This is a genomic window from Clostridium sp. YIM B02551, from assembly GCF_022324735.1.
In the GTDB taxonomy this organism is placed as follows: Bacteria; Bacillota; Clostridia; order Clostridiales; family Clostridiaceae; genus Clostridium_T; species Clostridium_T paridis.
In genome coordinates, this window is record NZ_JAKGTF010000002.1 from 119,438 (window position 1) to 142,287 (window position 22,850).

Sequence of the window (22,850 nt, forward strand, 5' to 3'; positions counted from 1 at the left end):
AAATATAATAATTTATAGAGTATTGTTGATATTCATGATTATTCTTAAAATGACTTTACTACTTCAACTATATGTTCTGAAGTTAAATTATATTTTTCTAATAAAACTTCAGCACTTCCTGAGCTTCCGAATTCATCATTTATTCCAATTCTCTTCATTTTTACCGGACATTCTTCAATTAAAACTTCAGCAACTGCTGAACCTAATCCACCTATTATGCTGTGTTCTTCAACAGTCACTACCTTACCTGTTTTCTTTGCAACCTCAACTATTAAGTCTTTATCTATTGGTTTTATAGTTGAAATATTTATAACAGTTGCATTGATTCCTTGCTCTTCTAATGTTTCAGCAGCTTGAATTGCTTTTGCTACCATTAACCCTGTTGCAATTATTGTTACATCATTACCCTCATTTAAAACTTCACCTTTTCCAATTTCAAATTGATAACTTTCATCATGAATATCTGGAGTCGCTGATCTTCCCAGTCTTATATATACTGGTCCATAATATTCTTTTGCTGCTAATATTGCTTGTCTTGCTTCTTCAGCATCTGATGGATTTATTACAACCATATGGGGTATAGTTCTCATTAAAGATATATCTTCATTACATTGATGACTTCCGCCATCTTCTCCAACTGTTATTCCTGCATGAGTTGCCACCACTTTTACGTTTAAGTTAGGATAAGCTATTGAATTTCTGATTTGTTCAAATGCCCTTCCTGCTGCAAACATTGCAAATGTACTTGCAAATGGAATTTTTCCACATGTAGCAAGACCTGCAGCTGTTCCCATCATGTTACATTCTGCTATACCTAATTCTATATATCTTTCAGGCGCATATTTCTTAAATTCAATACTCTTTGTTGCTTTACCTAAATCTGATTCTAATACAACAACATTTTTGTCTTCTGCCAATTCTTTTAATATTTGTCCATATGCTTCTCTGGTTGCTACTCCCATTAGTTTTCGCCTCCTTCTAATTCAGCTAATGCTTTCTTAGTTTCTTCTTCATTTGGCGCTGTTCCATGCCATGCACAATTGTTTTCCATAAATGAAACGCCTTTACCTTTTGCAGTATTACAAATTACAATTGTTGGTTTACCTTTAGTAGCTATTGCTTCATCTATTGAGTTTGCTATTTCTTCAAAGCAGTGTCCATCTGCAGTTAATACATTCCATCCAAATGCTTTAAACTTTTCATCAATTGGGCTGATGCTCATTACTTCTTCATTTGATCCATCTATTTGTAAGCCATTTAAATCAAGGAATGCTGTTAAGTTATCAAGTTTGTAGTGAGATGCGCTCATTGCAGCTTCCCATATTTGTCCTTCTTGAACTTCTCCATCTCCAAGTACTACATAAACTCTATATGAACTGTTATCTAACTTTCCAGCTAGTGCCATACCATTTGCTGCTGATAATCCTTGACCAAGTGATCCTGTTGACATATCTACTCCAGGTACCTTTTTCATATCTGGATGTCCTTGTAATCTTGAACCATATTTTCTTAGTGTTACTAATTCTTCTTCTGGGAAGAATCCTCTTTCAGCTAATGTTGCATATAATGCTGGTGCTGAATGACCTTTTGATAATACCAATCTATCTCTGTCTGACTTTTTTGGATCCTTTGGATCTATGTTCATCTTTTCAAAATATAAAACTGCTAAAATATCTGCTATTGATAAAGATCCACCAGGATGCCCTGATTTTGCTGCTGATACAGCTTTAATAATGTTTACTCTTATGTTATTAACTACATTTTTTAATTCTGATGTCTTCACTAATTTGTACCTCCTAATATTAAATTTTGTGTATTTACTACATATCTCTTTTATACAATGAATAAGTTTGTGTGCCTTTCTGCATATCTAGACTGAATTTTTATATTCGTCGGTACCACTATCACATTTCTGTTACTAGTGGTGACATTCCATGTCACCTATTTTCAAATTGAATGATGATGATTATTTTTATTCTTAAAATAACATCTGTAACTTTGATTAATGAAACTCTTGTATCTCATAAAATATTATTTCAAATAATCTATAACTTCTAATAAATCATTAAAAGTTTCTACATTCTTTGGTTTCGTAATAAGAAACTCTTCGGGATTTCTCAATAATGGATATTTTCCTTTGTGTGCTGGTAAGTTAGATATGTCATCAGGAATTAGAAAGGGCGTAATATCTCCTTGCAAAGCAGCTTTAATACCTACAATAGAATCCTCTAATACTAAAGCACGTTCCGGTACAACATTTGCTTTTTCACACGCCTTTAAAAATATTTCAGGATTTGGTTTTCCAATATGGACTTCATCTCCTGCTACGATGATATCAAATACATCTGGCATATCTTCAATTTTAAAATAGTATTCTATTTTCTCTCGGCTTGTAGAAGAAGCCAAAGCTATTTTATAATGATTCTTCTTTAAAAATTCTAATAGTTCTAATAAACCTTTTTTCTTGTATACGCGTTTCTCATCATTTAAAATTCTTTCTCTGTTTAAAATGATTTTATCTCGCCATTCAGATACAGGAGCATCCTTTCCGTATAATTCTTTCATTCCCTCGCGAATCTCAGGATCTCTACGTCCAGTCAAATAGTAATATACGGAATGATTCACTGTAAAATCAAAATATTTAGCACTCTCTAAATATGCACGATATGCTAGTTGTCCAGTGTCAAACATTAACCCATCCATATCAAATATAACCAATTCAAATTTTCTCATAATCACATAATTCTCCTAAAAAAAAGCCGTGCTATATTGCACTAAGCTTTAATTTGATCAACCAATGTTTTTAACAAGTTGCTTGTCTTTTCCTTACCTTCATCTTTAATCATTTTTTCAGAAATAATAAAAGATCCACCAACTGCTAAAATATTATCATTACTAACATAATCCATAAAGTTATCTGCACTAATTCCTCCTGTCGGCAAGAATTTTATATCATAGAATGGTCCACTTAATGCTTTAATTGCTTTTAAACCACCATAAATATCTGCTGGGAAATATTTTACAACATTAAGTCCATAACTAGCGACCTTTTGAATATCCGTTGGAGTTGCTGTTCCTGGAAAAACTGGAACTTTGTTTTCAATACAGTATTCGATTATCTCTGGAATCACTGCTGGAGAAACTATAAAACTTGCTCCATTTTCAATTGCCTTCTTAGCTTCTTCTAATGTACGAACTGTTCCTGCTCCAACAATCAACTTACCAGATCGTGAAAGTTTATTAATTGCCTCTAAAGCCAGATTACTTCTAAATGTGACTTCTATAAAAGGTACATCATTCTGCAAAAGAACCTCTTCCAAATCATCTAAATACTTTAAATCAGTCGCAGTATAAAGCGGTAATAACTTTATTTCTCCTAATTTTTTATATACATCTACATTTATACTCATTATTTTTGCTCCAATCCATTTTCTTTTTGAGACTTTGTGATAGCTTCATACAATCCTCTTAAATATGTAAAACCTAATGCACGATCATATAAACCATACCCGGGCATTGCTATTTCATCCCAAATTGAACGACCATGATCTGGACGGATGACACCATCAAAATTAACATCTATAAGTGCCTTCATAAGTGCATACATATCCAATGATCCATCAATACTCAAATGAGCAGATTCTCTAAATTTTTGTTTTCCTAAAAATTCAACATTTCTTAAATGTACAAATTGAATTCTATTTCCTAATTCATGTATGACTTTGACTAAATCCGTTTCTGGATTTGCTCCTAAAGATCCTGTGCAAAGTGTTACACCATTATAAGGAGAATCAATAATATTTATTATTCTTTTATAATCCTCTAAATTTTTTGTTACCCTTGGAAGATTAAAGATTTCCCATGGTGGATCATCCGGATGAATCCCCATTTTCACATCAACTTCCTCACAAACAGGAATAACTTTTTTTAGAAAGTATGCAAGATTGTCAAATAAATCTTCTTCTGTAATATTTTCATACATCTCCATCAAATCATTAAACTTTTTCAGACGTTCTTCTTCCCATCCAGGTAATTTAAACCCATTAGATTGACTATTTATAAGTTGGAACATCTCACTTGCATCCATATGTTCTACAACAGACTGATCAAACAACAATGAATAACTACCATCAGGATTTTCATATTTCAAATTTGTCTTAGCCCATCCAAAAATCGGTTTAAAACTATAACATACTAAATGAATATCACATGCTGCTAAATTTCTAATTGTTTGAATATAATTATCAATATAATGATCACAATCTTTTGTTCTTGCTTTAATTGCATCATGAACCGCGACACTTTCAATGCCAAGTAACTCCAATCCTTCTTTTTCAATTGAAGCCTTAAATTCTTTAATTTCATCAATTTCCCAGACATCTCCAGGTAACTTATTTAATAAGGTCCCTACAACACCATCTGTTCCTGGAACTTGTCTAAAATGTTTTAAAGGAATAGAGTCTTTCGCTCCATACCATCTGAATCCCCACTTCATTTTATCCCTCCATCAAAAATCATCATCTTCGTCAACCTCATTAGCATCTACATCAACAGGAACATGCCATGAGCTAATACATTCTTTTGCTTGTTCTGCAGCTGATTTTGCAACTATTTCAATTTGTGTACCTAAAATTTGATGATTGATTATTTCCAATAACATAGGTAAGTTAACTCCACCAATAATATAAACCTTATCTTTTAGTTCTGGATCTAACTGATTTGTAACAAGAACTGATTGGTTATATGGGCTTGCGCTCACTAAATCAACCAATACCACAACACCATCACCTTGATTTACTTCTAAAATAGCGTTATTTATCTTCTTCCCAAGTTTCTCAACATCATCTCCTGCATTCAAATTTACAGTTATTATATTTTCTGTATTTCCCATAATAACTTCAGCTGCATCTTTGATACCGTTGCTTAAAGTACCATGTGTGGCGATTACAATTCCTAACATAAATTAATCTCCTTTTATATTTTGATTTAACAATTCAATTGCTTGAGTAAAATGGTTATAATTTAAATTTTTCTTATTTAATTTTGACTTATCTAAATAAAACTCACTATTTTGATTCATATCCGCAGAAAATAAGTAATTGATTTTATCTTTAGGTGATACATATCGGAATTTTTTAGATTCAGCAAGCTCTTCTTTAAATTGTGGACCCATTACATTTAAAGTAGCATCTGCTCCAATAGAATCTAAATAATAAACCGTTGCATTCTTTTTTACAGAACTAATTAAGACATCTAATCCTCGTTCGCCATAGCAACCTTCATCAATAAATGCATAAGCCACTTTTCTTTGATTTTTATTCTCTGTTAACATCTGTAGCAAGCAAAGTATTGAAGATGTATTTCTAATTAAATTCTTTCGATTCCACGTACCTTTTGATAACCTTGATAAAATTATAAAATACCCGCCATATATTAGTGCAAGACATGCTGTTTGCACAGAAAATAAAACAAATGGCGCAGAAACCAATTTCATGTATAAAAGTGTTCCTAGAATACCTAAGAAAGCCCAAATTAGAGATGCGTAAATACCAGCTTTTGTAGTTTGTTTTTCTTGTTTTTTTCGATCAAATAATACATAATCTCCTAAATGGGCTGGAGGTGTATCATAATAAGTGCAAACGATTTGATCTGCCTTTTCAATATCTCCAACATACACATTTCGTGCACTGTCTTTTTTTTGATTCCTATATTCGATTACGGAAATATCTTTTCTCACTTGTAATATATCTGTTACAAGTGCCTTCAAAAATCTAGTTTTCTCATTATTGCTGTTCCGTGAACGATACATAAAGGAATACCTAGCTAATCTATCGTTAAAAATATCATCCATGATAAACCTCCAATTTTTATAATAGGGAAAATAACAATCTTTTATTTAAAAACAATTATTTAAATTTACTAACAACATCCTTCAATTCTGTTTTAGGAGCAGAAGGAGTGGCTTGGAAATAGATATTCTCTACTCCATATTTCTGTTTCATTTCTACTAATCTATCCACATCCTCTTTGTTTATATAAACAGATTTTGTAACTAGTAAATCTTTATTTGCATCTTTTTGTGCAATACCTCCAATATTCAACTCTTTCATTGGTACTCCATGCTTAACTAAGTCATACATAACTTTTACAGTTTTTGCTATCAAGATACAATTATAATCTTTGAACTGATATTCATCCCAATAAAATTTAGCTTTCTCTGGCGTAATTACTATTGTCTTTTGCCCAGTACGGCTACCTGCATTTTTATATAACTCTCTCATGAATTTATCGTTTGCTACAACTTCATCCACTACAAAGATTGAATTTACCCCACTCTTCTGTGAAAGAGTCACCATAACTTGTCCGTGAATTAAACGTTCATCTACTCTTGCTAAATTTATAACACCCATTTTTCAAATCTCCTTTTTAATTATAGAATTCCAATACCAGCTAAAATAATTAAAATTAATGTTAACAATAATAATGCTTTTGTAACTTTTAAACCTTTTTTATTGTAGAACCAATAAACTCCCATAACTACTGCCAATGGTAAAATACCTGGAACAATAGAATCTAAAATACTTTGGATAACGAATTTCTTTCCTGAAATTACAAAGTTTAAAGTTGAACTAACTTTTACATAGTTACCTGCTAAGATTCCCATCATATATATACCTAAAACAGATAAAGTATCGATTGCAGTCTGAACGCCTGTGCTAGCCATCAATCCTGTTGCGTTACGTCCCATATTGAATGCTTGACGAGAAAAGAATATACCTAATAATACCTGATAAATTGCAAAACAAACGAATGGGAACAACGCTCCTAATGCACTACCTTGCTGAGCCCATGGAACAGCGATGGCAATAAATATATATTGCACAGTCCCTGAGTCAATTGCATCACCAATTCCGGCAAGTGCACCCATCAAACCAGCTTTTGTGTTATACATCAAATCATCTTTCATTGTTATTTCTGATTTTTCATATTCTTCTTTTGCACGTTGTGATTCCATAGAAGCCATTAAACCTGTAATAACTCCACCACCCCAGGTTAACTGAGTATTGAAAAATAATAGTTGTCTTTTATAAGCAGCTTTTAATGATTCATCATCTTTATATAGTTTTCTTAAAATTGGCATCATTGCATACAATAAAGAAGATGCAAGGTATCTTTCAAATGAATGTGGAATTTCATTTGCAAGATGCCATCTTAAATATGCTTTAGTAACATCTTTTTTTGTAATCTCTTCTGGAGCTCCAACAGCTCTTTTTACATTTTCGCTCATTTTATCCTCCCCTTAAAACCCATCATCATAATCATCTTCATCTAATATCTCTGTAGCCTTAGTAGTAGCTGCAATAGGAATATTCTTTCCTTTTTGAGACATGCTGAAAATTAAAGCTATCACTACACCAAACACAGCATAAGTTACCATTGTAATATTCAATGACTTTAATGAAACACTCATGAAATATGCCAATAAAAAGAATACTAAGTAATCTTTACGTCCAATTACATAAACTGTTGTGGCAATACCAATAGCAGCCAATCCACCACCAACAACATCAAGGATGTGAATAACATAGGTTCCTTTCAAAGCATTGATTACATCTGCAATCATTGGTGCCCCAAAATATAAGGCTATAAATACCAATGGTACAAATAGAAGAAATGATGCAATTGTAGGTAAAACAATGATTGAACGTTTAATAGCGCCATCATTTAAATCTTCTACAGCTTTATCTGTATATTTACCTAGGAATGTATTGATAAAAAAACGGAATTGATATAAATAACTTCCTAACAAACCAACTGGAACTGCCACAGCAATAGCTGCTTCAGGCTTTAAATTTCCTAATAAAGCAACTGGTACTGCAATAGCTGCTGCAATAGATGGTTCTGATGGCATGGATCCTCCTGGAGAGAAAACACCCATATAAATCAATTGTAGAGCTGCTGTAACAATCATTGCTTGGGTAACATTTCCCATAACAATACCAACAATCAAACCAGTCATTAAAGGTGAAAATCGAAGCGTTAATGTAGCTCCTCCACCTAGCCATCTTGACATAACCGCTCCAACCCATAAAGCGATTAAAAAACTCTGTAATACACTTAAAGTTTCCATTACTCTTCTTCTACCTCTCTTCTATATATTTTTCTAAATCAAAAATTGTTTTTTTCAAAATCTCTGGCGTAATTAAAATGGGAATCAAATGAACTTTTTCTTTTGAATCAATAAAACCAACTATATCATCAAGAACGTTTTCATCTTCTGGATACAATCCCATATAATGTAGAGAAACAGGCAGTTTCAAATCTGAATAGAAAGGCATCAAAGAATCAATCGTTGACCACCTGCCTTCTAGAGCCAACTGATACAAAACCCCATAAGCTACTTTTTCGCCATGAAGATATGAATGGCTTTCCGGAATATATTTAGCGATTGCATCATGCATTGCATGTGCTGCGGCATTACGGGCATATTTATCTCCCAATCCTCCACATAAACCTGCAACTGCTATTACAATTTCAGATAAATGTACAAATTCTTCCGAAACTACTTTATTCTCCATATCTTTCATTGCTTTAGCCGATTGTTGTACAATTGATTCATTACATAGCTTTGCAGTATAACTCGCTAATTTCAAAAAAGGTTCGTTCTGTAAATGTTCTTGCGCTAAAATTGAATCTGATTCATACCACTTTGCAATTGTATCTGCCAAACCTGCAATGAAGTAACGTACTGGGGAATCAATCACTAAATACGGATCTGTTATTAAGAAAACGGCCTGCCTCATATAATGCTCAGTTTTTCCTTCTGATTCTCCACTTTCTTTATACATAACAGATAAAGGTGTCCACGGTGCACAATTACTAACCAATGTTGGAACGACACCATATTTAACATTACAAATATGAGCAGCATATCCAACGAGATCTACAAGTTTTCCGCCACCAACTCCAATAATAAAATCGATATCATTTTCTTCAACTATTTGTGCTATTAAATCAGCACCATAATAGCTACATTCACCTGTATATTGATGATAGAAAACTTTTTGCTCTATCGTTTCTAAAAACTTCATTTTAGGCTTAGCTTTTTCCCAAGAAATTGTTCCATGTACAATCAAGATATTCTTTGATTTATGTTCTCTTAATAATTCCGGAATAAATTCAATTGCACCTTCATGATATCTATAGAACTCAGGACCAACTTTAACCTTTAAATCTGTCAACATTTTGCTCACCCCTATTCTTTGATAAATTTACTTGTTGGCTGAATTGCCCTTTCCGGTAAAACACCTTGAACTATTTGCTCTACATCTGTTACACATTTATTTCCCATTTGTTCTAGACATTCTATAGTATAAGCTGACGTATGAGGAGTCATTACAACGTTATCAAATGCCAAATATGGGTGACTCTTTCTTCCTGGCTCTTCTTCTAAAACATCTGTCGCAAAACCAGCAATTTTTCCAGATTTCAATCCTTGAGCAACTGCATTTTCATCCAATAATGCTCCTCTCGCACTATTCGATATATAAACACCGTCTTTCATTTTTTCTATTTCGTTTTTACATATCATATGATAATTTTCTTCAGTTAAATTTGCACAAATACAAATGATATCAGAGGAAGTCAACAATTCATCTATTTCAACTTTTCTTGCTCCATAAGTCTGTAAATATAAATCTGACTTGTATGGGTCATAGGCCAAAACATTACATCGAAAACCATTTCTAACTATCTCTACTACACAACTTCCTGTATTCCCAACCCCAATAACACCTACTGTTTTATTGAAAAGTGTATGTCCAACAAATTTAGCTCGATCTTCCCAACGATCCGCTTTAACTCTATTACTGGATTCTACTGTTTTTCTTAATACAGCTAACAAATTAGTAATGTTGTTTTCTGCGACTGCGTCTCGTTCTACTAAAGCCGGAACTATAGCAACAACAGTATCGTGTTCTTTTGCTGCATCGATATCAATATTGTTATATCCAATTCCATGACGTGTAATCAGCAAAAGCTCATCTTTATAATCAAAAAACTTTTTAGTAAAAAAGGGGGTTACACTTGCAATGATAATATTGTATCCATTTAATAATTTCGCAAGTTCTTTTCCATGCATTTCATTATCAACTTGAAAATAATCAACAGATCCTATTTTCTTCAAACGATTAATGTGTTCAGGGAATACCTTTCCAAAACTACTTGAATTAACAATGGCTATCTTATATTGTTTCATATCTACTTTTCCTTCTTTACAACAGCATGTCCACCAAATCCGTTTCGTAAAGCCGAAACCACCTTAGCAGAAAAACTATCATCTTCCTGAGACAAATTACGCATAAATAAACTCAAAGCAATTGTTGGTACTGCAATTCCCATATCCAAAGCAGTTTCAATAGTCCATTTCGCTTCTCCAGATGCAGCAACAACTCCTCTATAGTCTTCTAAATTTAGACTCGCTTTAAATTGTGATTCAGCAATTTCCATAAGCCAACCTCGAATAACAGATCCGTTGTTCCAAACCCTTGCAACAGCAGCTAGATCATAATCAAATTCACTTTCTTTAACAATTTGAAAACCTTCACCGATTGCTTGCATCATTCCGTATTCGATTCCATTATGAATCATTTTCAAAAAATGACCACTTCCAGATTGGCCAGTATATAAGTATCCATTTTCAACTGATATATCTTTGAAAATTGGTTCTATATACTTAAATACTTCAGGATCTCCACCAATCATCGTACATGCACCACCGAGTGCTCCAGAAGTTCCACCTGATGTTCCACAATCAAAATAATATACTTCTTTCTCCTTAAAAGTTTTTGCACGTCGTATTGATTCCTTAAAATTTGAATTTCCACCTTCAATGACAATGTCATTTGGAGAAAGTAACTTTAACAATTGATTCAATACAGATTCCGTAATTTCTCCAGCAGGTAACATAGACCAGATAACTCTCTTTTCAGTAAATGAAGTTATCATTTTCTCTAAATTATCAAATGTTTTGATACCTGCCTTTTCAGCATCTTCTTTTGCTTTATCAGATAAATCAAATCCCATAACATCATAATTATGACTCTTTAAATTACATGCTATGTTTAAACCCATCTTACCAAGACCTATAATAGCTATTTTCATATAATCCCTCCTCTTCATATTTTATTCTATCAAAAAAAATTTTTTTTGTAAATATATTTACCGAAAAAAATTTTTTAGGGATTATACTTTTTTCGTATTTCTATTCTCCACTTGCAATTTGAGAAATACTGTGATATTTATATAAAGTGACAGGCCCATTAAGCAACTAACATTTAGTTAAAAATAAATAATTGGCTACGCTTTCGTTAAGAATTTACTAATTATTTAATTGTTAAAACTTCAAAAAATGCTTATTATTGTTAGTCTTCTCATAAAAATAAGAAGCTAATTTTGACTTGCTCTGTCCAAGATATTGACTAAAAATTACTATTTGATATACTTATAAAAACGCTATCTATTATTTTCTTTTATAAATTTGATTTATATATTACTATTTAAAATATACATTACAAAAAAACTTTTTATTGTTTTTAAAGTTACAATACATCGTTTATAAAAAGGAGGACCAATATGGATGTATCTGTTAGACTTAAAATTAAATCTTTATACAATGGATTAAGTGCTAAAGAACAAAATATTGCAGATTATATACTTGAAAATCCTATTTCTGTGGCTCACAATTCTATCAGCTATTTATCTGATGAACTCGATGTTGCAGGCTCTACTTTATTTCAATTCGCAAAAAAGTTAGGTTATTCTGGCTTTAAAGAATTAAAGATGGCTATATTAATTGAAGAAAATAATTTTTCAACTACATCAATTCATGAAAACATTGAAATTGATGATAATGAATTGGCTATGGCACAAAAAGTCTTTGATTCAAACATTAAAACCCTAACCAATACTAAGAAGATATTACGCTTAGACGATTTGAGAAAAGCTGCTGAAATTATATCAAATTCAAATCTACTATGTTTTTTTGGTCTAGGTGGATCAGCAATACTTGCAGAAGATGCATATCATAAATTTTTACGTTCTCCAGCTCGTGTCCGTCATACTACTGATTATCATATGCAACTTATGGAAGCATCTTTATTAACACCACAGGATTGTGCAATTTGTATCTCACATACAGGAAAATCAAAAGAAACTATTAAAATTGCTGAAACAGTTAAAAAATCTGGTGCAAAAGTAATTGTTATCACTAGTCATGCATCTTCTCCTCTAGCTAAGATAGGTGATATCGTTTTTATTTCTATATCTGAAGAAATCGAATTTCATTCAGAAGCCTTATCTTCACGTATATCTCAATTGAGCATTCTAGATTCACTCTATGTAATTTTGATGTTTATGAATAAAGAAAAATCAAAAGAGGCTTTATCTAAAGTTAGACGCACTATATGGGAAGTAAAGCATTAAACCCTATGACAACAAGATAATATTGAATCATAATCAATATTATCCTTTAAAGCGGATTATTAATGAATAATCCACTTTGTTTTTGTGTACAAGCATAGGCAACAACTTGACGGTGAAAGTCCGTCGCAGGTTTGGTATGTGAACTAATGGCGAAAGGCCTGCCCTACGGACAGTTAGTAACCAATTAATTAGAAATAAGTACTTTAACAAAGATTTGTATTAAAAAATATAAAAAACCACTTTTCTTTTGTAAAATTAGTTTGCACTCAAAACTTACAAAAGAAAGGTGGTTTTTATGAACAACTATTAACAATATCCTACTACTGAATTGAAAAAGTACTATAAAAAGTAATAATTTTATCTAAATCAGTTAATATAAAAATTGCCAACGCTTTAATTTCAGCGTCGGCAAAATGTTGGCAATTCGCCAATTCTAGATTAATCTACATTTCAAGAATTATTCTATTGCTTGATTAATTTCACTACTGTTTCACAATGAGGTGTGTTAGGAAACATATCTTTGCAAAGTGTTTTTTCGATTTTATATCCTGCTGCAGTTAATGCCTTTAAATCCTCAACTAAAGACTTTGGATTGCAGCTTACATATATTATGTCTTTTACATTAAAGGCTATAACATACTTCATTGCCGTAGGATGCACTCCACTTCTTGGTGGATCTAATATTATAATATCTGGCTTATCTTTCACTTCAGTTATTACTTTAGCAATATCTCCAGCTATAAATTCACAATTATTTAATCCATTTAATTTAGCATTTTCATTTGCAGCTTCAACTGCTTCTTCAATAAGTTCGATTCCTACTACCTTTTTGGCTTTTGGAGCTGTTATTTGTCCTATTGTTCCTGTACCACAATATAAATCAAATACAACCTTATTTTCTCCATTTCCCATGAAATCTCTTACTATTGAATAAAGCTTTTCTGCTCCTTCTGTGTTAGTTTGGAAAAAAGAGAATGGTGATATCTTAAACTTTAATCCCAAAAGTTCTTCCATTATATAATCTCTTCCATAAAGTAGATTTACCTTTTCAGGAAATACTACATCTGAAAAAGAATTATTCTCAGTATGAATAACTGATGTTAATTTTCCTTCATATGAAAGAGCTTTTAATCCTTGAAGATATTCATCCAATGAAAAGTCTATTTGTGTGGTAGTTACTAAATTAACCATAACTTCTCCGGTTTTTGCAGCTCTTCTTACCACTAGATGTCTTAAGTAACCTTCTCTTTTCATTACTCTATAATAAGGAAGATCTTGACCTCTGAAATAATCTAATGTGTATTTTATTATTTTTCTGAAATCTTCATGAACTATCTTACATTGATCAACCGTTATTATACTAAAAGGACTCCCTTTCATATGCATACCTAGGGTTAATTCTCCACCCTTTTCCTCATCTCCAAAGGTAAATTCCATTTTGTTTCTATATTCCCATTGGTTTGGACTTCCTTCAATGCCTAAAAACTCTCCTGTTTCTACATTGGCATTTTCAAAAAGTTCTTTAACCTCATCACGTTTTAGTTCTAATTGTTTATTATACGGAAGTGTTTGAGATGAACACCCACCACATCTTCCAAATATAGGGCATCTTGCATCTACCTCATATTCAGCTCTTTCTATAATCTCCAAAGGCTTTATTTCTGCATAATCTTTTTTCTTCTTTGTTACTTTTCCTTTAATAAGCTGTCCAGGATATGAATTTTTAGAATATACTATAAGCCCATCCATGTGAGCAATACCCTTTGAAGGAAATTCAGTTTTTTGAATTTTTAAAGTTATCTCATTTCCTTTTTTCATGAGTTAGATGCTTCCTCCTCTGTTTATTCTTAAATATATAATTAATAATAGTTATGTAAAAAGCCTATTGATTTAAGGCTTTTTCACCAATTGTTTTTCCATAAATACTTTTTACGATTGTAAAATACAATACACTACTTGCGATATATGCAAAGAAATATATACCTAGAGTATCCATTATCTCATATCCTAATGGTATTAATATAAATTTAACTAAATAAAACAAGATGAATGCTGCAAAGGCAACAATAGTCTGGTCAGCTATTGATATAATCAATCTTCCCAAAACACCTATTTTTTTCTCAGCTTGTTTATCAGAATTCATTATATCCAAAAATTCCTTATTTGTTGTTGCTTTCTCTATATTATTTTCTGATTTTACTTCAGATTCTTCCTTCGATTCCTTAGTTATGTCCTCTATTACTTCTTCTACTTTTTCTTCATTAATACTCAATGTAGCTACCTCCCTACTATTTTACATTCTTTAAATATACTACAAAACCCTTTAATTAGCAAATTACAAAAAGTTTAAATAAATGTAAATTATAAAATTCCTTATTTATATTCTCAGTAAAATATTTGCAAATAAATAGCAGAGACAATTTGTCTCTGCTACTATTATGTTCTAATTAAAACATAGGTATTACTGCACCCTTATATTTATCTTCAATAAATTTCTTAGCATCTGGTGAGTTAAGTGCATCTTTTAATACTTTTATTTTGTCACTATTTTCATCACCTTGTCTTACAACTAAAATATTTGCATACTTTTGAGCAAATTCTGAATCTGATTTTTCAGCTATTAATCCATTATCTGTTGGATTTAGTCCAGCATCTAAAGCATAATTTGCATTTATAACAGCTGCATCTACATCATCTAATGTTCTTGGTAATTGAGCTGCATCTAATTCTTTGAACTTAAAGTTCTTTGGATTTTCAGTAACATCTTTTGCTGAAATTAATTCTCCATCTTTAACTTTGATTAGGTTATTAGCTGCAAGTAATTTTAATGCTCTTGCTCCATTTGTTGCATCATTAGGGATAGCTATAGTAGCTCCATCTTTTAAATCATTTATTGATTTAGCCTTTTTAGAATATAGTGCCATTAATTCACTATGAACTTTAGTTACTGTTGCTAACTTATATCCTTTATTCTTCATTACTTCATCTAAGTATGGTTGATGTTGGAAGAAGTTTGCATCTAATTCCTTGTCATTAAGTGCTGTATTTGGTGTATTATAATCATTGAATTCAACAATCTTCAAAGTATATCCTTGTTTTTCAACTAATGGCTTAATAGCATTCACTATTTCTTCATGTGGTTTTGGTGTAACTCCAATTGTTATAGTTTTATCATCAGCCTTTTTTCCACAAGCTGCTAGACTTAATGCTAAAGCGCCTACTAATACTAATGATAATAATCCTCTTTTTTTCATAATAAGTCCTCCTTGTTTTTATAAATCATATATCTATTTTACCTGTTTCTTATAAATATAATTACCTAAGCTTTGTAATACTTGAACAAATACAATTAATACCACTACTGTATAGAACATTATCTGATTATCAAATCTATTATATCCATAATTAATAGCTGCACTTCCAAGGCCTCCGCCTCCTATTGCACCTGCCATAGCAGAGTATCCTACAATGCTTATAATTGTTAAAGTGATACCTAAAATTATACTTGGCATAGCTTCTTTAAGCATTACCTTGAAAATTATTTGTGTATTGCTAGCACCAAAAGATCTTGCTGCTTCAATTACTCCCTTATCAACCTCTCTAAGTGCTGACTCAATAACTCTTGAAACAAAAGGTGCTGCTGATATAGTTAATGGAACAATAGCCCCCTTAATTCCTATAGTTGTCCCAACTATAGTTCTAGTAAATGGCACTAGTACTACCATTAAAATAATAAATGGTAAACTTCTTAATATGTTAATTATTCCGTCTAATATACTGTATATAACCTTATTGGGTTTAAGTCCATCAGGTGCAGTAATTATCATTATAATTGCTGGAATAAATCCAATTATTATTGCAAATAATGTAGAAAAAAACGTCATTATAAGTGTTTCTTCAATTGCAGGTAATAATATACTTTCCCACATTTATAGCACCTCCCAGCTGATATTTTCATTCTTTAAGTATTCAACTACTTTTTCTTTATATTCATTATTTACATTTATAACTAAGCTGCCTAATACATCATCTCTAAATTTTTCAAGTTTACCCCATACTATAGAAAAGTCTATATTAAGTTCTCTTGCCATCTTTGTAATTAATGAATTTTCACTTAAATCTCTTGGGAAGAATAGTCTGATATTTACCCCAACATCAGGAAGGGTTTCTTCTTCTTCTTCTCCTAAGAATTTCTTTAAGCTTAGTCCAGGTCTTAAGAATAATTCTTCTGCATTTCCTTCTGCTCTAATTACTCCACCTTCTAGTAGCGCAACTTTTTCACATATTTCTTTAACTACTTCCATTTGGTGAGTAACAACTACTATTGTAATTCCTAGTTCCTTATTGATTTTCAACAATAATGATAGAATATCCTTTGTCATCTTAGGATCTAGTGCTGATGTTGCCTCATCACATAATAGTATCTTAGGATCTAACACCAACGCTCTTGCAATCGCAACTCTTTGTTTTTGACCCCCACTTAATTGAGATGGCTTACTCTTTTCCTTATCACTAAGCCCTACTAAATCTAATAGTCTATATACTTTTTCTTTAATATCTGCTTTATTGTATCCCCAAACTTCTAAAGGAAGTGCTACATTGTCAAATACATTTTTTGTTTGTAACAAATTGAAGTTTTGAAATATCATCCCCAAGTTTTTTCTAAATTCCCTAATTTCCTTAGTTGAAAGTTCTGAGACTTCTTGTCCCATAACAGTTAAACTTCCAGAGTCATAAGTTTCTAATCCATTGATGCATCTTAATAGAGTAGATTTTCCTGCTCCAGAGTGGCCTATAAGACCATAAATTTGTCCTTCTTCAATATTTAATTTAATATCTTTAAGAACTTCTGTTTCATTAAAACTTTTGCTTAAGCCTTTAATTTGAATCATTTAGCTACCTCCACGCGTCCTTTGTTATCCGGATAAATAAAAAGCGCTTGGGAATAAACCCAAGCGCTGAAAAATAGCCACTGCAATTTACTCCCTTATCTCTCAGTTAAAAAATAACTGCAGGAATTAGCACCATACACAAGTTAAATGAAACCTATGTTGGTTGCCGGGCTTCACAGGGCCAGTCCCTCCACCGCTCACGATAAGAATTCGTTAATATTAATTTGTCTGCTATTACTATAATATAAATATTAATTAAATGCAATAAGAAATGTTTAATTTTTTAGATATTTTTAATTTTTTAGCGAAATTTTTAAATTTTATAAATGAATACCTTTAAATTTTTAAAACTTTCATTTTTATGTTTATTATGTTTATGCTATTACTTTTGAGACAATTATAGCTATAGATATTAATAGTCCAGCAACCACAATAGCTACCGCTAAATTTCCCTTTTCTAGCTCTTTATTAAAATCTGCTGGTATTATTTTGTCAAAAATAATATATCCAACCATCATAATAACTATACCAACAAGTCCAAATAAGACACTCAAACCAACATTTACTAATACGTCCATAAATACTCCCCCTTAGAATAATATAATTTAATTCTAATATAAATCCTTTCCAATTTCTAGGCTTTTTTATTATATATCTCTATATTGAAATTTTATCCTTCAATTTATCAAACGTTCCTTCACCAACTCTATCAATTTTTTTGAGTTCCTCAATAGATTTAAACCCTCCATTTTTTTCTCTGTATTCTATTATTTTTCCTGCCATTACTTTACCAACACCTGGCAATGTATCTAATTCAGCTTCTGTTGCAGTATTGATATTAATTATTCCATCTTGAGATTTTCCAGATAACGACGAAGACGATAATGAACCTTCACTCCCCTGAGCCTTATTATCTATATTTCCTATGACTATACACTCATGATTTTGAAGCTCTTTGGCTAAATTTATATTCTTTGTATCGGCTTTCTCTGTTAACCCACCAGCTTCTGAGATTAAATCTTTAATAATCGATCCTTTCTCCATTATATATACTTCTGGTCTTTTAATTTCTCCTTTTATTTCAACAACTATATTCCCACCATTATTTTTAGCCGTAGTTGTAGTTTTATTGTCTTTTGAATCTTCTTCTACAAACATATTTTCTACTTCTTTATCTGATAAAGGCTTTGGAATATTTATATATGTATATATTCCAGCAATTAAGGTTAGAACTATTAATAGTATTACGATTCCTATTAGTTTTTCTTTCCTTGTAATTCTCATGTTTTCCTCCTTAAATTTTAATATATAATTAATTATTGACAAAAACTCCTCATTTATATAGTAATTTGACCACATTTTTGTTATACTTATTTTTATGAAATATGACATAATGGGGGATATTATGAGAAAAATTTCTTATTTTTTACTATTGATGATTTCTTTTACATTAATATTTAATAAAAATGTAAGCGCAGCTCCTTCTGTTCCTGATTTAGAAGCTGATGGTGTTGTACTAATGGATGCAACTACAGGAAAAATTCTATACAGTAAGAATAGTGAGAAATCACTTGCACCAGCTTCTACGACAAAAGTAATGACTGCTTTATTAGTTTTAAGAAATTCAAAGCTAGATGAAAAAGTTACCATAACCAAAAGTGCTACTGCAGTTGATGGAACACGAATCGGTCTAATTGAGGGTGAAGTATTTACCGTTAAGGATTTATTATACGGAATGCTCTTACTTTCAGCTAATGATTGCGCTGAAGCACTAGCTGAGCATGTCTCTGGCTCAAGTGAGGCTTTTGTTGAGCTTATGAATAAAACAGCTAAAGAATTAGGTGCAAATAATACTACTTTTGTAAATCCATCTGGACTTTATGAAGATGGTCACAAGACAACAGCTTATGATTTGTCACTTATTATGAGAGAAGTGTCAAAGAATCAAACTTTTATTGATATTTCTAGAACACCTGCATATGAATTTCCTGCATCTAATATAAACGGGGAAAACCACTGGGCAGATAATAAAAATGAATTAATTATGAAAAACAATAGATATTTTTATCAATATGCACTCACTGGTAAATGCGGATATACAACTCCATCAAAACATACATATACTGCTGTTGCTGAAAAAGATGGTCAAAGATTAGTTGCAACATTTCTTTACTCATCAAGCAAAGATAATTATTTTAGAGAGGCAAAGAACTTATTTGAATATGGATTCAATAACTTCAGTCTCGTAAAACTATATTCAAAAGGTGAAAAGTTATCTGATTATACTTTTAATGATTCTACTACAATGCCGTTACTCGCTTCAGATGATATATCATATGTGTGTAAGAAAGGTGATGAAAGCTCAATTACAAAATCACTAGATATCGAAAATAAGGATTTATCAAACCTTTCCTTCACTAGTGGGCAAGAAGTATTATCAGCATCTGTTTCAGTAAATGGTCAGAAATATCAAAATATCCGTTTAAGTGCTGGAGAATCAAGAGAAATAAAACCTGTGCAAAAGAGTTTTAGTGATAAGCTTAAAGAAATGAAACCTGAGCTTGCCGCTGGTGGTGTAGTTGCAATATTTTTAGGTTTTTCCTTAATAAGATATAGAGCTCGTGTAAAAAAAAGAAAGATTAAATCTAGATATTCAGATATAATAAACAAACTTGATTAAAAAAAACAGATGGTACTCCATCTGTTTTCATTATTTTTTGAGCTTTTCTATTAATAATTTCATATCATCAGGTAGTTCAGCCCTAAGACTCAATTCCGTCCTTGTTCTTGGACTATGAAAGTCTAATCCATAAGCATGTAGTGCTTGCCTATTTATAAATTCTTCATCTTCAGTTCCATACAAAACATCCCCGAATATAGGATGCCCTAAATAACTTAAATGAACTCTTATTTGATGAGTTCTTCCGGTTTCAAGAAGACATTCAACTAATTCTGCATTTTTGTAGCTTTCAACAACCTTGTAGTGTGTTATACTTTCTTGTCCTCTATCGTCAACAACTCTCTTAATAGTATCCTCATTCTCTCTATATATTGGTACATTTATAGTCCCTTGTTTTTCTTTTAAATTACCATGAACTAAAGTTAAATACCTCTTTTGAAAATGCTCTTCTCTCATTTCATTAGATAACTGCATATGTGCATATTGATTTTTGGCTATAATTATTAATCCTGATGTATTCATATCTAATCTACTTACTAATCTAACAATGCAATTTTGATTTGTTTTCTTGAAATAATACATTACCCCATTAGATAATGTTCCACTAAAATGACTTCTAGTTGGATGCACTACCATAAATGGTTTTTTATTTAGAACAAGTATATCCTCATCTTCATAAACAATGTCTATATCTATATCTTCAGGCTCTATATTTTGAGTTTCATTTTTATTTAAATCTATAACTATTTTTTCACCTCTAGATATAACATAGTTCATTTTAACTGCCTTATCATTTACTAGTATTCTTTTATCTATAGCCGCTCCTCTAATCAATCTAGTTGATAATCCTAATTCTTCCTTTAGGAATTCTCTTATCTTATATTTATGGTATTCTTCCGGAACAATCTTCTCTATTTTACTCATTTTTCCTCACTTATCTCTTGATAATCTATTTTTTGAAATCTCCTCCCAAAATAATAACTGCATCGTATCCTTGATTATCATCAGTTAATTCTTTTATATTATCAATTCCTGTATCCTGGGATATTAGATCTCCTATATTATTATCATTAGTTTTAATTACAGATTTACTTATCTCTGTATAATTTCCTTTATCAATTTTAGTATACCCTTTAGATTCAAGTTCAGTTGCTAAACTCCCTGCAAGGCCAGTTTTCTTTGTTCCATTTAGAACCTTAATTTTTAAATCCTTTTTAGTTACTGAATCCTTAGCTGTTTGCGAACCACTTAAGGCTGAAATTACATCCTTATTATTATTCTTATTATATACTAGATAATCTTGCCCATTAATTGTTTTAGGGGTTCCGTTTAATGTCACCATTGTTAGTTTGCTTTTATCTAATCCCTTTAAACTTAATCCATAAGAAATCATCTTACTTCCTGACATATTTGTCTTTATATACTTAGGCAATGTATCTAATAAAGGTTTAAAGTTCATAATAATACTAGGTGAAGTACACTTTTCTACAATCTTATTAATAAACTTATGTTGGCTTTCTATTCTGTCCAAATCTCCATTTGCAAAACCAGTTCCATCATTATTTTTTCTCCACCTAAAAAATTCTTCTGCTTTTTGACCATCTAGATGTACCGTTTCACCTTTTTTGAAGTGAATATGAAGATTTTGTGCAGGGTCATCATAATTCATATTTCTTTCTATTTCCATGTCAATACCACCAATGGCATCAATTACTGATCTAAATCCCTCGTAATCTATTTTAACTATATAATTTACATTAATGCCTAAGAAGTTTTCAACTTCTTTTTTAATTAACTTATCTCCACCTAAGGCATAAGCTGCATTTATTTTTTGATTTTTGTTGTTAACCTTTATAAGCATATCTCTAGGAACAGATACTAAGGTTCCTTGTTTTTTATCCGGCTCATAGTGAAAAAGCATAATCGTATCAGTTCTCTTTATTGCTTCATTATTAGGTTGAGATGGATCTCCTATATCCAAACCTAAAACTAAAATATTTACTGGATCTTTTGATCCAACATCTTCTGCTGCAACATCTACACCACCAGCACTATTAAACTTTCCTAATGTTGCAAATAAATAAACTGCAACTATAACTATAAATGTAATTAGAATGGATAGAATACTTAAAATCACAATAGTTCTTTTTCTTTTGTTTCTTTTTTTCTTTTTCCTATTGTTACTTGGTGCATTTATATTTTCCCCATCCATACTATTTATTCACTTCCTTAAGTGTATTAATTAGGTAATTTCTTGCCTCTACTGTATTGGGATGAATTAACCCTCCATTTTTAATTATATATACTAGTGTATTATCAATACCTCCTAAAACTCCCCTATCAAGGTTTTCAAGGGTGATTTCTCTAAGCTTATCTACCCCATCAAAGTTTCTATTAGGCTCTATATAGTCAGCAATATATATTATTTTTTCCAAGGTGCTCATATTAGATTTACCTGTAGTATGATATTTAACTGCACTTAGAATTTCTTTATCACTTATATTCATAAGCTTTTCTCCTAGTACAGCACCAACCTTACCATGTAAAAGTTGTGGAGAAATACGTTCAATTTCATCTACTTCTATAGAATTATCCTGCAATATTTTAAACAACTCATCAATGTGTAAATTTTTCGCACAATCATGGATTAATGCAGCTAACTCTGCCCTTTCCTGGTCAACTCCATTAATGTCAGCCAGCCTTTTTGCCATATCTACAACACCTAAAGTGTGATTATATCTACTCTCTTTCAAGTTTTCTTTTAAATATTGAAGGATTTGTTCTTTACTCCACAT

Annotated in this window: 25 protein-coding genes and 1 riboswitch; of the genes, 2 read left to right on the forward strand and 23 right to left on the reverse strand. The window is 31.4% G+C overall.

Going from position 1 to position 22,850, the window contains the following annotated elements:
- Nucleotides 1-44: 44 nt before the first annotated feature.
- The 13 genes from L1S47_RS03235 to gnd form a co-directional block, all read right to left on the reverse strand.
- On the reverse strand, nt 45-962 hold the full coding sequence (locus L1S47_RS03235; RefSeq protein WP_238882083.1) for a transketolase family protein: 918 nt from the start codon (nt 960-962) through the stop codon (nt 45-47).
- Nucleotides 962-1,783: a transketolase gene (locus L1S47_RS03240; protein WP_238882084.1), complete on the reverse strand. Its 822-nt coding sequence runs from the start codon at nt 1,781-1,783 to the stop codon at nt 962-964. Before L1S47_RS03240 ends, L1S47_RS03235 begins: the two co-directional genes overlap by 1 nt.
- A 248-nt stretch (nt 1,784-2,031) precedes the next feature.
- Entirely contained in the window at nt 2,032-2,733 is a 702-nt protein-coding gene (locus L1S47_RS03245; protein WP_238882085.1) for an HAD family phosphatase, read from the reverse strand.
- A 41-nt stretch (nt 2,734-2,774) separates the two neighbouring features.
- Entirely contained in the window at nt 2,775-3,410 is a 636-nt protein-coding gene (locus L1S47_RS03250; RefSeq protein ID WP_238882086.1) for a bifunctional 4-hydroxy-2-oxoglutarate aldolase/2-dehydro-3-deoxy-phosphogluconate aldolase, read from the reverse strand.
- Nucleotides 3,410-4,495: a mannonate dehydratase gene (gene uxuA / locus L1S47_RS03255; protein ID WP_238882087.1), complete on the reverse strand. Its 1,086-nt coding sequence runs from the start codon at nt 4,493-4,495 to the stop codon at nt 3,410-3,412. Before uxuA ends, L1S47_RS03250 begins: the two co-directional genes overlap by 1 nt.
- A gap of 12 nt (nt 4,496-4,507) precedes the next feature.
- Complete coding sequence (locus tag L1S47_RS03260) at nt 4,508-4,960, reverse strand: PTS sugar transporter subunit IIA (RefSeq protein WP_238882088.1); 453 nt, start codon at nt 4,958-4,960, stop codon at nt 4,508-4,510.
- Nucleotides 4,961-4,963: 3 nt separating this feature from the next.
- Nucleotides 4,964-5,851, reverse strand: a complete 888-nt coding sequence (locus L1S47_RS03265; RefSeq protein ID WP_238882089.1) for a hypothetical protein — start codon at nt 5,849-5,851, stop codon at nt 4,964-4,966.
- A gap of 55 nt (nt 5,852-5,906) precedes the next feature.
- Entirely contained in the window at nt 5,907-6,410 is a 504-nt protein-coding gene (locus L1S47_RS03270) for a PTS sugar transporter subunit IIB (protein WP_202769513.1), read from the reverse strand.
- 20 nt (nt 6,411-6,430) lie between these two features.
- Nucleotides 6,431-7,288, reverse strand: a complete 858-nt coding sequence (locus L1S47_RS03275; RefSeq protein ID WP_238882090.1) for a PTS system mannose/fructose/sorbose family transporter subunit IID — start codon at nt 7,286-7,288, stop codon at nt 6,431-6,433.
- 12 nt (nt 7,289-7,300) lie between these two features.
- On the reverse strand, nt 7,301-8,131 hold the full coding sequence (locus L1S47_RS03280) for a PTS sugar transporter subunit IIC (protein WP_202769511.1): 831 nt from the start codon (nt 8,129-8,131) through the stop codon (nt 7,301-7,303).
- A 10-nt stretch (nt 8,132-8,141) separates the two neighbouring features.
- Entirely contained in the window at nt 8,142-9,245 is a 1,104-nt protein-coding gene (locus tag L1S47_RS03285; protein WP_238882091.1) for an iron-containing alcohol dehydrogenase family protein, read from the reverse strand.
- Nucleotides 9,246-9,256: 11 nt separating this feature from the next.
- Nucleotides 9,257-10,258: a D-isomer specific 2-hydroxyacid dehydrogenase family protein gene (locus L1S47_RS03290; protein ID WP_238882092.1), complete on the reverse strand. Its 1,002-nt coding sequence runs from the start codon at nt 10,256-10,258 to the stop codon at nt 9,257-9,259.
- Between the two features lie 2 nt (nt 10,259-10,260).
- Nucleotides 10,261-11,163: a phosphogluconate dehydrogenase (NAD(+)-dependent, decarboxylating) gene (gene gnd, locus L1S47_RS03295; protein ID WP_202769508.1), complete on the reverse strand. Its 903-nt coding sequence runs from the start codon at nt 11,161-11,163 to the stop codon at nt 10,261-10,263.
- 471 nt (nt 11,164-11,634) lie between these two features.
- Between gnd and L1S47_RS03300 the strand changes: the two genes are divergently transcribed.
- Complete coding sequence (locus tag L1S47_RS03300) at nt 11,635-12,483, forward strand: MurR/RpiR family transcriptional regulator (protein ID WP_238882093.1); 849 nt, start codon at nt 11,635-11,637, stop codon at nt 12,481-12,483.
- Between the two features lie 462 nt (nt 12,484-12,945).
- On the opposite strand, the gene rlmD is transcribed toward L1S47_RS03300, so the two are convergent.
- The 7 genes from rlmD to L1S47_RS03335 all read right to left on the reverse strand — a co-directional run bounded on the left by rlmD (nt 12,946) and on the right by L1S47_RS03335 (nt 18,659).
- Entirely contained in the window at nt 12,946-14,301 is a 1,356-nt protein-coding gene (gene rlmD / locus L1S47_RS03305) for a 23S rRNA (uracil(1939)-C(5))-methyltransferase RlmD (RefSeq protein WP_238882094.1), read from the reverse strand.
- Between the two features lie 64 nt (nt 14,302-14,365).
- Nucleotides 14,366-14,755, reverse strand: a complete 390-nt coding sequence (locus L1S47_RS03310; RefSeq protein WP_238882095.1) for a hypothetical protein — start codon at nt 14,753-14,755, stop codon at nt 14,366-14,368.
- A gap of 175 nt (nt 14,756-14,930) precedes the next feature.
- Nucleotides 14,931-15,737, reverse strand: a complete 807-nt coding sequence (locus L1S47_RS03315) for a MetQ/NlpA family ABC transporter substrate-binding protein (protein WP_238882096.1) — start codon at nt 15,735-15,737, stop codon at nt 14,931-14,933.
- Between the two features lie 33 nt (nt 15,738-15,770).
- Nucleotides 15,771-16,412 carry a methionine ABC transporter permease gene (locus tag L1S47_RS03320; RefSeq protein ID WP_238882097.1) on the reverse strand — a complete coding sequence of 214 codons (642 nt, stop codon included), beginning with the start codon at nt 16,410-16,412 and terminating at the stop codon, nt 15,771-15,773.
- A complete protein-coding gene (locus L1S47_RS03325) occupies nt 16,413-17,375 on the reverse strand; it encodes a methionine ABC transporter ATP-binding protein (RefSeq protein WP_238882098.1) in 963 nt (320 codons plus the stop codon). It lies immediately after the preceding gene.
- A gap of 92 nt (nt 17,376-17,467) precedes the next feature.
- Nucleotides 17,468-17,584: riboswitch (SAM riboswitch) on the reverse strand.
- A 165-nt stretch (nt 17,585-17,749) separates the two neighbouring features.
- Nucleotides 17,750-17,953: a DUF350 domain-containing protein gene (locus L1S47_RS03330; protein WP_202769501.1), complete on the reverse strand. Its 204-nt coding sequence runs from the start codon at nt 17,951-17,953 to the stop codon at nt 17,750-17,752.
- Nucleotides 17,954-18,032: 79 nt separating this feature from the next.
- Complete coding sequence (locus L1S47_RS03335; protein ID WP_238882099.1) at nt 18,033-18,659, reverse strand: ComEA family DNA-binding protein; 627 nt, start codon at nt 18,657-18,659, stop codon at nt 18,033-18,035.
- A gap of 121 nt (nt 18,660-18,780) precedes the next feature.
- On the opposite strand from L1S47_RS03335, the gene L1S47_RS03340 reads away from it, so the two are divergent.
- Complete coding sequence (locus L1S47_RS03340; RefSeq protein WP_238882100.1) at nt 18,781-20,055, forward strand: D-alanyl-D-alanine carboxypeptidase family protein; 1,275 nt, start codon at nt 18,781-18,783, stop codon at nt 20,053-20,055.
- 30 nt (nt 20,056-20,085) lie between these two features.
- Here the strand turns inward: L1S47_RS03340 and L1S47_RS03345 are convergent, their stop codons facing one another.
- The 3 genes from L1S47_RS03345 to yqeK are packed head-to-tail and all read right to left on the reverse strand — an operon-like array spanning nt 20,086 to nt 22,850.
- Entirely contained in the window at nt 20,086-20,979 is an 894-nt protein-coding gene (locus tag L1S47_RS03345; protein ID WP_238882101.1) for an RluA family pseudouridine synthase, read from the reverse strand.
- A 25-nt stretch (nt 20,980-21,004) separates the two neighbouring features.
- Nucleotides 21,005-22,267, reverse strand: a complete 1,263-nt coding sequence (locus L1S47_RS03350) for an LCP family protein (protein WP_238882102.1) — start codon at nt 22,265-22,267, stop codon at nt 21,005-21,007.
- A 1-nt stretch (nt 22,268) separates the two neighbouring features.
- The gene (yqeK, locus tag L1S47_RS03355; RefSeq protein WP_238882103.1) at nt 22,269-22,850 is read right to left on the reverse strand and encodes a bis(5'-nucleosyl)-tetraphosphatase (symmetrical) YqeK; all 582 of its coding nucleotides are present in this window, start codon (nt 22,848-22,850) and stop codon (nt 22,269-22,271) included.